11 protein-coding genes, 1 tRNA gene and 4 pseudogenes are annotated in these 12,436 nt (G+C 56.4%); 7 read left to right on the top strand and 9 right to left on the bottom strand.

The genetic code is table 11. The features are described from left to right. Positions 1 to 109: 109 nt before the first annotated feature. The 5 genes from AC6I8M_RS19940 to AC6I8M_RS19920 form a co-directional block, all read right to left on the bottom strand. Positions 110 to 787, bottom strand: coding sequence for a MarC family NAAT transporter (locus AC6I8M_RS19940; protein ID WP_010618409.1), 678 nt, complete (start codon positions 785 to 787; stop codon positions 110 to 112). 127 nt (positions 788 to 914) lie between these two features. Next, a complete protein-coding gene (locus tag AC6I8M_RS19935) occupies positions 915 to 1,550 on the bottom strand; it encodes a hypothetical protein (RefSeq protein WP_010618410.1) in 636 nt (211 codons plus the stop codon). Positions 1,551 to 1,645: 95 nt separating this feature from the next. Then, positions 1,646 to 2,125: a carboxymuconolactone decarboxylase family protein gene (locus tag AC6I8M_RS19930; RefSeq protein WP_010618411.1), complete on the bottom strand. Its 480-nt coding sequence runs from the start codon at positions 2,123 to 2,125 to the stop codon at positions 1,646 to 1,648. Between the two features lie 12 nt (positions 2,126 to 2,137). Next, positions 2,138 to 2,740, bottom strand: a complete 603-nt coding sequence (locus AC6I8M_RS19925; RefSeq protein ID WP_498013579.1) for an FMN-dependent NADH-azoreductase — start codon at positions 2,738 to 2,740, stop codon at positions 2,138 to 2,140. 11 nt (positions 2,741 to 2,751) lie between these two features. Beyond that, a complete protein-coding gene (locus AC6I8M_RS19920; RefSeq protein WP_010618413.1) occupies positions 2,752 to 3,162 on the bottom strand; it encodes a GNAT family N-acetyltransferase in 411 nt (136 codons plus the stop codon). A gap of 120 nt (positions 3,163 to 3,282) precedes the next feature. On the opposite strand from AC6I8M_RS19920, the pseudogene pdxR reads away from it, so the two are divergent. Next, a pseudogene (gene pdxR, locus AC6I8M_RS19915) lies at positions 3,283 to 4,662 on the top strand (MocR-like pyridoxine biosynthesis transcription factor PdxR). Between the two features lie 113 nt (positions 4,663 to 4,775). Here pdxR and AC6I8M_RS19910 read toward each other — a convergent pair. Then, complete coding sequence (locus tag AC6I8M_RS19910; protein ID WP_010618416.1) at positions 4,776 to 5,291, bottom strand: YjjA family protein; 516 nt, start codon at positions 5,289 to 5,291, stop codon at positions 4,776 to 4,778. A 249-nt stretch (positions 5,292 to 5,540) separates the two neighbouring features. On the opposite strand from AC6I8M_RS19910, the gene AC6I8M_RS19905 reads away from it, so the two are divergent. Both AC6I8M_RS19905 and AC6I8M_RS19900 read left to right on the top strand, forming a co-directional pair. Continuing rightward, positions 5,541 to 5,625: transfer RNA gene (locus tag AC6I8M_RS19905), tRNA-Leu, on the top strand. Positions 5,626 to 5,776: 151 nt separating this feature from the next. Beyond that, positions 5,777 to 6,796 (top strand): annotated as a pseudogene (locus AC6I8M_RS19900) (tyrosine-type recombinase/integrase); the annotation flags it as partial. A gap of 1 nt (position 6,797) precedes the next feature. On the opposite strand, the gene AC6I8M_RS19895 reads toward AC6I8M_RS19900, so the two are convergent. Then, positions 6,798 to 7,640 carry an IS3 family transposase gene (locus tag AC6I8M_RS19895; protein WP_022537112.1) on the bottom strand — a complete coding sequence of 281 codons (843 nt, stop codon included), beginning with the start codon at positions 7,638 to 7,640 and terminating at the stop codon, positions 6,798 to 6,800. Positions 7,641 to 7,711: 71 nt separating this feature from the next. Here AC6I8M_RS19895 and AC6I8M_RS19890 point away from each other — a divergent pair. Beyond that, positions 7,712 to 8,326: pseudogene (locus tag AC6I8M_RS19890) on the top strand (ATP-grasp fold amidoligase family protein); the annotation flags it as partial. A 54-nt stretch (positions 8,327 to 8,380) separates the two neighbouring features. Here AC6I8M_RS19890 and AC6I8M_RS19885 read toward each other — a convergent pair. Further along, positions 8,381 to 8,662, bottom strand: coding sequence for a YjcB family protein (locus AC6I8M_RS19885; protein WP_010618515.1), 282 nt, complete (start codon positions 8,660 to 8,662; stop codon positions 8,381 to 8,383). Between the two features lie 244 nt (positions 8,663 to 8,906). Beyond that, positions 8,907 to 9,335 carry a superoxide response transcriptional regulator SoxS gene (gene soxS / locus AC6I8M_RS19880; protein ID WP_010618516.1) on the bottom strand — a complete coding sequence of 143 codons (429 nt, stop codon included), beginning with the start codon at positions 9,333 to 9,335 and terminating at the stop codon, positions 8,907 to 8,909. 99 nt (positions 9,336 to 9,434) lie between these two features. Here soxS and soxR point away from each other — a divergent pair, with 99 nt between their 5' ends. The 3 genes and pseudogenes from soxR (at position 9,435) to AC6I8M_RS19865 (ending at position 12,308) form a co-directional block, all read left to right on the top strand. Further along, complete coding sequence (gene soxR, locus AC6I8M_RS19875) at positions 9,435 to 9,911, top strand: redox-sensitive transcriptional activator SoxR (RefSeq protein ID WP_010618517.1); 477 nt, start codon at positions 9,435 to 9,437, stop codon at positions 9,909 to 9,911. 43 nt (positions 9,912 to 9,954) lie between these two features. Beyond that, entirely contained in the window at positions 9,955 to 10,623 is a 669-nt protein-coding gene (locus tag AC6I8M_RS19870; protein ID WP_010618518.1) for a glutathione S-transferase family protein, read from the top strand. Positions 10,624 to 10,979: 356 nt separating this feature from the next. Further along, a pseudogene (locus AC6I8M_RS19865) lies at positions 10,980 to 12,308 on the top strand (NCS2 family permease). Positions 12,309 to 12,436 lie beyond the last annotated feature (128 nt).

The following is a 12,436-nucleotide window of genomic DNA, read 5'->3' as shown; positions in this document are numbered from 1 at the left end:
CGTAGCGGCGCGATTTATCGCGCTGTCCTGATGGCAATGCCCGGCGTCGCGTGATGTCGGGCATTGCGCGATAAATCGCGCCGCTACCGTACGGTGCGATTTTTTATTTTTAACGAAACGTGTGCGCCACTTCCAGCACGCCGTTGATGACAAACTGCACGCCCATACACACCAGTAAAAACCCCATAAGGCGCGAAATCGCTTCGATGCCGCCTTTGCCGACCAGCTTCATGATGGCGCCGGAGCTGCGCAGCGAAATCCATAAAATCACCGCTACTGCCAGGAACGTCAGCACCGGCGCGATGGCCACCACCCACGCGGGGAAATCGACGCCGGCTTTCACCGTCGAGGCCGAACTGATGATCATCGCGATAGTGCCCGGTCCGGCGGTGCTCGGCATTGCCAGCGGCACAAAGGCGATATTCACTGTTTCGCGCTGATCATCGCTGGCGTCGAGTTCATCCAGCTTGTGTTTGGCCTCCACCGAATGCCCGACCGGTTTGCCGGGGAACAGCATGCGAAAGCCGATAAAGGCGACAATCAGCCCGCCGGCCATGCGCAGGCCGGGAATGGAAATGCCAAAGGTGTGCAGTACCGCGTTACCGGCGTACCAGGCGACCATCATAATCAGGAACACGTAGATCGACGCCTGCAGCGCTTGGCGATTGCGTTCCTGAAAGTTCATGTCACCCGCGAGGCCGAGAAACAGCGCCACGGTGGTTAACGGGTTAGCAAGCGGCAAAATCACCACCAGGCCGAGCCCGATGGCTTTGAACAGTTCCAGCATGATTTATTCCCTGGTTAATATCAGGCGCGCAGCTGCCAGTGCAACGGTCGCCATGAATGGCAACCCTACAATATCCTGTGCACCGATTTTTTTCGTAGGGTGCGCATTTATGCGCACCTGGACATCATCAATGCTTCGGCGTTTCCATCGCTTCCAGCAGCTCGGGGAAAAAATCTTCCAGCAGATCCGGCGTCATCAGCTCGGGATAATGAATCAGATGCTCGCGAATGCGTTCATTCACGTCTGGCAGCAGGCGCTGAGCGGCGGCGCTGGCGCTGATTTTCTTCTGCTTCATCAGGCGCAGCACGTTATCCGGCAGGTTATCCTCATCTTCCTCGCTCTCCACGCCTTCCAGATCGTCCAGCTCATCCAGCAACTCCATCAGCGCTTCAATCTGCGGCGTGCGTGACTGATACTCTGCCGGCTTCTCGTTCTCCAGATAGCGCAGCAGCGCGCGCACCGGCGAGCCGTCGGGCGTGGCGGGCGGTTCACTGGCGAACCAGCTAAGCAGCGCATGCTGGCTCACCTGATGCACGTGATAACCGTTGTCCACCAGCTCATCGGCGAGAATATCGGCGGTGTCGTGCTCAATCAGGCAAATGTGGGTGCGACCCGGCGTGAACTGCTCCAGCCACTGATAAATCTCTTCAATCACGCTGTCGGCGTAATGAAACGTCTGGCTGAGGTAGCTGTCATTCGGCTGGTGAACGCAGATGCGAATCAGGTCGGGATCGAAGTAAATCGCAATGTTGATGCCTTTCATGCGCGGTGTCCTGTGTGGTGCAAAACTTCACTATAGCGTCAGGGCGCGCAGAAAAACATGCTATCGCCAGCAGCCGCAGCCACTGACGATAAAAATTACCGCAAATCAGCACGATCCAACCCGTAAGCGCTGTCGAGCGCGCCGGGTGCCATCTGCGACAGGATCATCAGTCGGTTCAAGGTATTGATCACCGCGATCTTAAAAGTCAGCTCGCTGATCTCCACCTCGGAGAAATGCGCGCGCAGCTCGCCGTACAGCGCCTCGTCAACACCGTGCTCGCCAATGCGCGTCAATGCTTCGGTCAGGGCAAAGGCGGTTTTCTCCCGCGCGCTGAACAGCAGCGATTCGCGCCAGATCGCCACATGGTGCAGCCGCAGCTCGTGTTCGCCGTCAATCGCCGCCTGCTTGATGTGCATATCGAGGCAGAACGCGCAGTGGTTGAGCTGCGAGGCGCGGATATCCACCAGATGCCTCAGCGACTTCTCCAGCGACGCGCTGGCGACGCTGTTCGACAAATCCGACATCGCTTTGGCCAGCGCCGGGGTGGTTTTGAAATGGTTAACGCGTTGAGTCATGATTTTCCTCCGTCAGAACAGACGTTCAATGGTTTCGAGTGCTCCGGGTAACGCGCGGGCACGACTGAGCGGGTCGTGCGTGCCGTCCGCGGATAAACTGCACATCGCTGATGCCGATGTACGCCAGCGCCGCGCGCACGTACGGCGTGAACTGGTCATCCTGCATAAAGGGCCCGTGGGCGAACACGCTGCCGCTGGCCACCACGCAGTAAACTTTTTGCCGCTCACCAGCCCGACTTTGGTGCCTCCAGGCGTAAAGGCGAAGGTGCGGCCGGCGCGGGTAATATGGTCGAACCAGGCTTTCAGCACCGACGGCAGCCCGAGGTTCCACATCGGCGATGAGATAACCAAGGTGTCGCAGGCAAACAGCTGCTCCATCAGGTGTTCCGAGGTGCGAATGGCGTTACGCTGCGCTTCATCACGCGCCTCCGGTGGGGTAAAAAAAGCCCTGATGGTAAAGGCATTCAGATGCGGCAGCGGCTTTTGCGCCAGATCCAGCACCGTCTCGTGCAGATCGTGATGGCGGCTGCGTAGCTTTTCGATCAGACGCGCCGAGGCGATGCGCGACGCCGATCCCGCCAGATCCGGGCTGACTTTAATGTGCAGCACATTCATGCAGTGGTTCCTCATACGATAGAGCGATAAAAATGCAGACCGAGCGCCTGATAGCCGCAGCGCTGATAAAACGCCTGCGCCCGGGTATTATTGATTACGGTATCCAGCACCATACGGCTGCAGCCATACTCACGCGCCAGCACCGCTAAGCCGTCGAGCAGCGCGGCGCCGAATCCCTGACCGCGCAGCGCGGGATCGCTCACCAGGTCATCGACGTAGCAGAAGCTGCCATGGATAAAATTCTCTAGCAGGCGATAACCGGCCAGCACCGCCGGCTGTCCCTGATGTTCGATACCGGCGAGGCGATAACCCTGCGCCTGGGCGATAAACTGCGCCTCATCCGCCAGCCGCCCGCGCAGCGCACGCATCAGCGGGTAGCAGCGCGCGAGTTCTTCTTCGGTGGTGTAATGCACAATCTTCATGGCTGTCATCCGTATTGCGGGGGGAATGCCTGCATCTTAAACTGCTATGTCTGAGCGAACAGGGCCATTACGCGTGAAAACAGGTAAGACATAGCGCAGTGGCTGAGAAAGGAGTGACGCGTGGGTTACAAAGAGATTTACCAGCGCTTCCGGCAGCAGATTCTTGCCGGACAGCTCAGGCCGGGCGACCGCGTACCGGCGATCCGCGTGCTGGCGGGCAAGCTGCAGGTGGCGCGTAAAACGGTGGAGGCCGCCTATGAGATCCTCATCGGCGAAGGCTATTTTGTCAGCCAGGGCGCGAAGGGCACGCGCGTCAATCCACAGCTGAAGCTGGCGAGCGCAGCCACGCCACCGAGCGTGCCCACGACAACGCCCGCGCTGCTGCCGGTGACCGAGGGCAAAGGCGAGCTGCGGCTCGGCATCCCGGCGCTGGACGAGTTTCCGCACAAAAAGTGGCGGCTGATGTCGGCGAAAGCGGCGCGCAGCCTGCGGCCGGACGAGATGATGATACCGCCGGTGATGGGATATGCGCCGCTGCGGGCGGCCATCGCCAGCTACCTGAATATTTCGCGCGGCCTCAACTGCCAGCCGGAACAGATCGTTATCACCAGCGGCTACCGCGCCAACCTGCGGCTGATTCTGGCGGTGCTGGCGCAGCCGGGCGACAAAGTGCTGTTCGAGGATCCCGGCTACTTCTTCGGCCAGCAGCTGCTGAAGCGCATCACGCCCAACCTGCACTATGTGCCGGTGGATGGGCAGGGCGTGGACGTGGATTACCTGCAGCGCTATCACGCCGACGCGCGCTTTGCGGTGGTGACGCCGACCCACCAGAGCCCGCTGGCGGTCAACCTGTCGCTGCCGCGCAAGCATCAGCTGCTGGCGTGGGCGCAGCAGCATGACAGCTGGATCATTGAGGATGATTACGACGGCGAATTTCACTATACGCGTAAGGTGATTCCGGCGCTGAAAAGCCTGGATGTGCACGACCGGGTGATTTACACCGGCACCTTCAGCAAAACCATGATGCCGGCAATGCGCATCGGCTATCTGGTGATGCCGCAGCACACGCTGGCGCACTTCCGCGAGCTGGGTGAGATTCTGGAAACCGGCCTGCCGCTGCTGCAGCAGAAGATCCTCGCACAGTTCCTCAGCGAAGGGCATTTTTATCGCCACATCAAAAAGATGCGCATTCTCTATCAGCAGCGCCGCCGCATGATGCTGGAGGCCATCGAAGCCTGTTTTCCGGGGCTGTTTACCTTTGAGCTGACCGACGGCGGCATGCACATCGTGGCGTTTCTGCGGCGCGGTACCCAGGACGTGGCGCTGGCGACGCTGTGAGCGCAGCAGGCGTTGTACGTGCGGCCGCTGTCGGGCTGGTACGCGCAGACGCAAAAGCGCTATGGCCTAGTGATTGGCTACACCAACATTCAATCGTTTGAACAGGCGAGAGCGCTGCTGGCGCGCGTGGTGGATGAGACGCGGACGTTGTTGAGGGCTTAGCGGCTGCGTGGCGAGAGAAGAGGGCGCGGGGGACAGCCCGCGCCGGCTAGCGCAACGTGACTCAGCGGCGATACAAACGGCAGGAAGGCGGCCCCTGAACCACTGCGAATGAATCACATGCCGATGTATTTTTTGCCCTGCTTCAGCACCACATCGCAGGCTCTGGTTTTCAGCTTCTCACCCATCGGCGAGTTGCTCAGGCTTTGCAGATTCAGCTGCTGACCGTTGCCGGTGTTCAGCAGGCCCTGCAGCCCCTGCTGGTAATCGGTTTTCTGTTGCTGCGCGGTAGTGCTGCTCAGGCCCAGCTTGCTCAGCACCTGATCCTTCACCGACTTAACATTGTTATCCACCACATTGTGCTGCACGCAATATTCCATCACGCCGGCGGCGTTGGTCATACTGTTGGCGCTCACCGCTTTATCGCCGCCGTTCAGCAGGCCGCTGAGCGAAGAGAGCGACAGTCCACCGTTCTGCGTGTTGCTGGTGGCGGTGTTGCTGCTGTTCTGCTGCGACAGCTGCGATGCGGCGCTGCTCAGCTGATCCTGCCAGCTCGCCGCCGATGCGCTTCCCGCTACCAGTACCGCCGCAATACCCCATCCCCAAACTAACCGTTGTGTTGCTTTTTTCATCTCAACCTCGTTGTGCTTATGCGTCTGACTGCGTCAGTTGTGGTTAAGAGGCATGTGGCGGCAGAAAGTTCCGGAGAAGTGGCCGCCGCGCGCGAGTTTGGGAGTGTTCCGGAGGCGACTGCCGGGGTTTTGCGCACCGTTTCTGGCAGCGCTACTTTTTTCGACGCTTAGCGCACATCCCCATCGATTCCGGTTGCGCCGCAAGCGCGTAACGGTATAATCGCCCACGTTTTCCGCATCCTCTTCAGTGCCGAAGTGGCGAAATCGGTAGACGCAGTTGATTCAAAATCAACCGTAGAAATACGTGCCGGTTCGAGTCCGGCCTTCGGCACCATTAGTACTTCCAAGATCATCCGAGAAAGTCCAATTATTCCTTAAAAATAAATGTTTACAGAGATTTTTACGTCCTGTATTGTCCGAGTTTGTCCGTTGAAATCCGGATGTCATTGGGGGCATCTTAACTTCGATTAGAAATGTGCCCCCAAATGAAGCTTAACGCCAGACAGGTCGAGACTGCAAAGCCAAAAGACAAAACCTACAAAATGGCCGATGGAGGCGGTTTGTATCTCGAGGTTTCGGCCAAGGGTTCTAAATACTGGCGCATGAAATACAGACGCCCCTCTGACAGAAAAGAGGATCGCCTCGCTTTTGGTGTTTGGCCAACTGTGACGCTTGCTCAGGCAAGGGCAAAGCGCGATGAAGTTAAAAAGCTGTTAGTGCAGGGTATTGACCCAAAAGCCAAACAGAAAGAGGCTCAGGCCAAGAATTCGGGGGCATATACTTTCGAAACCATTGCTCGTGAATGGCATGCCAGTAACAAGCGATGGAGTGAAGACCATCGATCGCGTGTTCTTCGCTACCTTGAGCTTTATATCTTTCCTCATATCGGTTTGTCCGACATTCGCCAGCTCAAAACCAGTCACTTGTTAGCTCCAATTAAAAAAGTTGATGCTAGTGGTAAGCATGACGTTGCACAGCGCTTTCAGCAGCGTGTCACGGCTATTATGCGTTATGCAGTACAGAACGATTATATTGACTCTAACCCGGCCATAGACATGGCAGGAGCATTATCTACTATCAAAGCACGTCACTATCCCGCTTTACCATTTAACCGGTTCTCTGAATTTCTTGAGCGCCTAGCCACATACCGTGGACGTGCTATGACGCACATTGCAGTTGAGCTTTCATTGCTGACCTTTGTTCGTTCAAGTGAGTTGCGTTTTGCCAGATGAGAGGAGTTCGATTTTGAAAGAGCCTGCTGGCATATCCCGGCGAAGCGTGAGGAAATTGAAGGCGTACGTTACTCTCATCGCGTTATGAAGATGAAAGAAGCACATATCGTTCCGTTAAGCCGCCAGGCTCTGATTCTACTTGACGAGTTAAAGCAGCTTAGCGGTGACAACCCACGTTTGTTTCCCGGTGACCACGATCCTAAAAAAGTAATGAGTGAAAATATGGTTAATAATGCATTACGCGCAATGGGATATGACACCAAAACTGAAGTGGTCAACTAAAACTGGCCACCGCTTTAGAGTTTTTCCAGTATCGGTTTTCCGATTCGTTTGGGGGTAACCCACCGTTATAGTCATGCGGCCTTAGCGAACTGTAATATCCGACGATATAGTCTGTGATCGCATGTGCAGCTTCGCTAAAGTTTATATAACCTGTCACTGGCACCCACTCGTTTTTCAGACTTCTGAAGAAGCGTTCCATCGGGCTGTTGTCCCAACAGTTTCCACGTCGGATCATACTCTGCCTGATCCGGCAACGCCACAGTAACTGCCTGCTTGTATAGTGGCTACCCTGGTCACTGTGGAACATCGCTCCGGCTGGTTTACCGCGAGTTTCCCACGCCATTTCCTGCGCTTTGATGGTCAGCCTGCTGTCCGGTGAGAATGACATTGCCCAGCCTACCGGTTTCCTTGCCAACAGATCGAGAACAACAGCGAGGTAAGCCCAACGCCTGCCTGTCCAGATGTACGTCACATCGCCGCACCACACCTGATTAGGCTCTGTCACTGCGAACTGTCGCTCAAGGCGATTCGGGATAACGATGTGTTCATGACCACCACGTTTATACCGGTGGGTAGCCTTTTTTAATATGTCGTTTTCCATTTCAATACGTTGTAGCTTTTTCTTCAGCTCGCGTATTTCAATCTGTTCCGGGGTTATAGGGGAGGCTTTAGGTATTTTGCCCTGTCGTTCATCCCGCAACTGTTTTCCCCATCGCGTCATGGTAGAAAGACCCACATCCATAGCATTGGCCGCAGCTGCAACGGTGTAGTTCTGATCAAGGACCAGTTGAGCGGCTTCGCGTTTAAACTCTGCGCTGAAATTTCTTTTTTTCATTATGGCACCTGTGTTGTTCTGAGGTAAGCATATCACCTCTGTTCAGGTGGCCAAATTTAGTGTGCCACTTCAGCTCCAACATGGTCGAGATCCTGCTGGAAGAACCGGATGCACTAAAAAAACAGCAGATTATCAGCGACTGCCAGCGCTGGCTGAAGACCGACTTCGTCAACGAGGCGCGCGAGATTCACTATCGCTATATTAAGCCGCGCATTCTGGTGGAGAAGTACATCGGCGATGGCAAAACCGCGCCGATCGATTACAAGTTTCACATGTTCAACAAGCGCGACGGCAATTTTGAATATGTGCTGCAGGTGATCTACAACCGCTGTAATCCGCTGCTGTCGATGAACTCTTACGTCAACAATCTTAACGAGGCGTATCACAAAATTCGTGATACCGGGCTGGATGTGTCACCGTTCCTGCCACAGTTGCAGCACGCGCTGGCGCTGAGTAAAACGCTGGCCAGCGACTTCGATTACGTGCGCGTGGACTGGTATATGGATGGCGAACAGATCTACTTCGGTGAGCTGACGTTCACGCCAGGCGCCGGGCTGGTCACAGGGTTGGATCGGGGGCTAAATCAGATGATGGGTGATATGTGGATTCAGGATCGTCGCGATACGCAGAGATCGGACGTCACGGTGCCGGAAGTGCCACTTCCAGCCGTATTGAAGAAAATTTGAAATCACACAGCAAAATAAAAAACCCCGCTTAGCGGGGTTTTTTATGCGCCGCGTTTACGGCATTGGCCAGTCGGCTGGTGTCTGGCTCATCACCTGAATAAACGCTTCTTTGGTGATGGACATAAAGTTATGCACGTTTTCCATGCTCAGCGTAATGCCAAGCAGGCCGGTAACGAACCAGCATGACATCGCTACGCCCACGCCGCCGCACATCAGCGCCATCACGTGGTGGCTGTTCTGACGCAATTTAATTTTCATGGTGCTGGCGAAAAACATCATTACCGCGCTGAGCAGTTCCCAACGCATGACGATCAGACTGGTAGTTAACGTAGCCATCGGCGAAAAACCTCTTGAAATCAGTAACATCCCTGACATTCATCGGACATCACTGGCGGCAGACAAGGGAAGTCAGGGAAGCCCTTCTGTCGTCTTAATATAGCTTGAATCTGTGACTTGAGTCACATTATATCGCTGTGTTTGAAAATTTGAACAAAATTTAGACTTGGTATGGCAGGCAAAGAAAGGGCTGGAGGAAGGTGAAGAGGAGGGGAAAGGCGCGCCCGCGTGGGGCGCACTGACTTCAGCGTACCGGGCAGCACTCGCCGGTAGTGCGCTGGGCAAAGCTGTTCATGCCTTCGCTGCAGTCAAAATTGACCAGACGCGGACGCTGCACTATCGCCTGGCGACGCATGCTGTGACGATAAGCGGTAGGGGTTTGCGAGAACTGACGGCGGAACACGCGCGAAAACGTCTGCTGTGAGTCGTAGCCGTACTGCATCGCAATGTCGAATACCGGACGCTGCGTCTGACGCAATGCTTCGGCGGCCAGCGTGAGACGGCGTTCACGAATATAACCACCCAGCGTTTGTTTCGTGACCGTACGGAACATACGCTGCAGGTGCCATTTCGAGTAACCCGATTTTGCCGCCACTTCATCAATCGACAGTGTTTTATCCAGATTCTGATCGATCCAGTTAGTCAGTGAATGGATGATTTCCTGTTGCATCATAGCCTGTTCCTTCTGCAAGGTTATCGCTTGGTTTGAAATTCGCTGTTTTGCTGGGGTGCGAGTATAATTCCTCAGGTTAACTTGAGGTAAAGGCCCTAAATGAAAAAAGAACGCAATTACCCGAAACCGGTACTGACGCCGGGCGAAGTGGCGAAACGCAGCGGCGTGGCGGTATCGGCACTGCACTTTTATGTAAGCAAAGGCTTGATCAGCAGCACGCGCAATGGCGGTAATCAGCGCCGCTACAGCCGTGATGTGCTGCGCCGCGTGGCGATCATCAAAATTGCGCAGCGCATCGGGATTCCGCTGGCGACGGTCAGCGACAGCCTGATGCACGTGCCGGCGAATAAGCGCATGTCGACGCAGGAGTGGGACGCGCTGACGCAGCACTGGCGCGAAGAGCTGGATAAACACATCGAAACCCTGACGCGTCTGCGCAACGATCTTGACGGCTGCATTGGTTGCGGCTGCCTGTCGATGCGCGACTGCCCGCTGCGCAATCCGGGTGACCGTCTGGGACAGCAGGGCTCCGGAGCGGTCCTGCTCGATCCGCAACAGGACGAGCCGCAGCGTTAATCCGCTATACTAGATGCCAACCCTTAGCTGCAAGGAATCGCGCATGATTACCGTTCACCATCTGGAAAACTCCCGTTCTCATCGGGTGCTGTGGCTGCTGGAAGAGCTGGCGGTGCCGTATCAAATCAAACGCTATCAGCGGGAAAATACCCTGCTAGCGCCGGACGAATTAAAGAAAGTGCATCCGCTGGGTAAATCGCCGGTGATTACCGATGGCAATCAGATGATCGCCGAATCGGGTGCCATCCTTGAATATCTGCAGCTGAAGTACGACAGCGAGCATCTGCTGGCGCTGCATGAGGAAGAGGAGCAAATTCAGGCGCGCTACTGGCTGCACTATGCTGAAGGTTCGCTGATGCCGCTGCTGGTAATGAAGCTGGTGTTTGCGCAACTGGGCAAAAAGCCAGTGCCATGGCTGCTGCGCCCGGCCGGCGTGGCGCTGAGTAAAGGCATTCAGAAAGCGTGGCTGAACAAGCAGCTGGCGCTCCACGGGCGCGTGATTGAGCAGCATCTGAGCCAGCAACGCTTTTTTGCCGGTTTACGCTTCAGCATTGCTGATGTGCAGATGAGTTTTCCGCTACTGGCGTTGCAGATGCGCGGCGCGCTGGGTGAGATGCCCGCCACGGCGCGCTGGCTGGAGAATATGCAGCAGCGGGCAGCGTGGCAGCGCGCGCTGGAGCAGGGCGGTCCGATTCAGTTCGATAACGGTTGAGGCGCAGCGGTAACGCGACGAAACAGGATGCCGCGGCGCGCTGTCGCGGCACCGCAGCAAACCACCTGAAATGCCAGCCTTTTTCCTCCATGATTTCCTGCTTCCGCTAGCGTAACGCCAGCCATAATCGCGCCAGAGCTGCGCATTATCCTGCCTGCCAGGTGATTAGCAGTTGAAAACGCCACCCAAAACGCCAGATAATCGTTTGCCTTTTTTCCGCGTCACCCCTTTTTGACCTGGAATACGCGGCCACGTAATCGTTTGCCTGCTTTTCTCTCTGAGACATCTTCACCAGGATGATGCGCAAAAACGAGCCGCGCGGTGACCTATATCTTAAAAAACACAGAGGAATAACTATGTCTGACGAATCACGCCCGGCTAGGGGAAAACTGGACGCTTGGTTCCACATTTCAGCACGCGGCAGCAGCGTGCGGCAGGAAGTTTTTAGCGATGGTCTATTCGGTCATCGTGGTGCCTGGCATGCTCGGTAAAGCGGGCTTCTCACCGACGGCGGTGTTTGTCGCCACCTGTCTGGTGGCCAGCTTTGGCTCCCTCATCATGGGACTGTGGGCCAACCTGCGATGGCGATTGGTTGTGCCATCTCCCTGACCGCCTTCACCGCGTTCAGCCTGGTACTGGGCCAGCACATTAGCGTGCCGGTGGCGCTGGGCGCGGTCTTCCTGATGGGGCTGCTGTTCACGCTGATTTCCGTGACCGGCATTCGCGCGTGGATTCTGCGTAACCTGCCGATGGGCGTGGCGCACGGCACGGGCGTCGGTATCGGCCTGTTTCTGCTACTGATTGCCGCCGATGGCATTGGTCTGGTGGTAAAAAACCCGGCGGCAGGCCTGTCGGTGGCGCTTGGTCACTTCACCTCTTTCCCGGTGATCATGGCGCTGACCGGGCTGGCGGCGATTTTGGTTCTGGAAAAACGGCGGGTACCGGGCGGCATTCTGCTGACCATCATTGCGATTTCGCTGCTTGGGCTGATTTTCGACCCGGCGGTAAAGTGGCTGGGGCTGTTTGCCATGCCGAGCCTGCGTGATGCCAGTGGCCAGTCGGCAATGTTTAGCCTGGATATCATGGGCGCGCTGCAGCCGATGGTGTTGCCGAGCGTGCTGGCGCTAGTGATGACCGCGGTGTTTGACGCCACCGGCACCATTCGTGCGGTGGCCGGGCAGGCTAACCTGCTGGATAAAGAGGGCCAGATTATCAATGGCGGTCGCGCGCTGACCACTGACTCTATCAGCCGCCTGTTTGCCGGACTGGTTGGTGCATCGCCCGCCGCAGTGTATATCGAGTCCGCTGCGGGTACTGCCGCCGGCGGTAAAACGGCCTGACGGCGATTGTCGTGGGTCTGTTGTTCCTGCTGATTCTGTTTATGTCGCCGCTGGCTTATCTGGTTCCGGCCTATGCCACCGCACCCGCGCTGATGTATGTCGGGCCTGCAGATGCTTAGCAACGTGACAAAAATCGACTTCAATGATTTCGTCGATGCGATGTCTGGCCTGCTGACGGCGGTATTCATCGTACTGACCTGCAACATCGTCACCGGCATCATGCTCGGCTTTGCCGCGCTGGTGATTGGCCGTCTGTTTGCCGGCGAGTGGCGCAAGCTCAACGTTGGCACGGTGGTGATTGCTGTGGCGCTGGTGGCGTTCTACGCGGGCGACTGGGCTATCTGACCGCAATCCGGGCGTCAGTCCGGATTATTCTCTTTATCGCACACGCCGCACATTGGGTAGCCCCGCCGGGCGGCGTTTTGTTTTACACTTTCCGACGCAACATCGCTTCGATTAATATAATTCGCCTA

This window comes from Type-A symbiont of Plautia stali, assembly GCF_059731155.1.
This window is presented reverse-complemented; position numbering and strand designations above follow the sequence as displayed.

Excerpts from the sequence above, each read along its gene's own strand:
- AC6I8M_RS19940 (WP_010618409.1), bottom strand. The coding sequence starts at position 787 with ATGCTGGAACTGTTCAAAGCCATCGGGCTCGGCCTGGTGGTGATTTTG.
- AC6I8M_RS19935 (WP_010618410.1), bottom strand. The coding sequence starts at position 1,550 with ATGAAAGGCATCAACATTGCGATTTACTTCGATCCCGACCTGATTCGC.
- AC6I8M_RS19930 (WP_010618411.1), bottom strand. The coding sequence starts at position 2,125 with ATGACTCAACGCGTTAACCATTTCAAAACCACCCCGGCGCTGGCCAAA.
- AC6I8M_RS19925 (WP_498013579.1), bottom strand. The coding sequence starts at position 2,740 with ATGAATGTGCTGCACATTAAAGTCAGCCCGGATCTGGCGGGATCGGCG.
- AC6I8M_RS19920 (WP_010618413.1), bottom strand. The coding sequence starts at position 3,162 with ATGAAGATTGTGCATTACACCACCGAAGAAGAACTCGCGCGCTGCTAC.
- AC6I8M_RS19910 (WP_010618416.1), bottom strand. The coding sequence starts at position 5,291 with ATGAAAAAAGCAACACAACGGTTAGTTTGGGGATGGGGTATTGCGGCG.
- AC6I8M_RS19895 (WP_022537112.1), bottom strand. The coding sequence starts at position 7,640 with ATGAAAAAAAGAAATTTCAGCGCAGAGTTTAAACGCGAAGCCGCTCAA.
- AC6I8M_RS19885 (WP_010618515.1), bottom strand. The coding sequence starts at position 8,662 with ATGGCTACGTTAACTACCAGTCTGATCGTCATGCGTTGGGAACTGCTC.
- soxS (WP_010618516.1), bottom strand. The coding sequence starts at position 9,335 with ATGATGCAACAGGAAATCATCCATTCACTGACTAACTGGATCGATCAG.
- soxR (WP_010618517.1), top strand. The coding sequence starts at position 9,435 with ATGAAAAAAGAACGCAATTACCCGAAACCGGTACTGACGCCGGGCGAA.
- AC6I8M_RS19870 (WP_010618518.1), top strand. The coding sequence starts at position 9,955 with ATGATTACCGTTCACCATCTGGAAAACTCCCGTTCTCATCGGGTGCTG.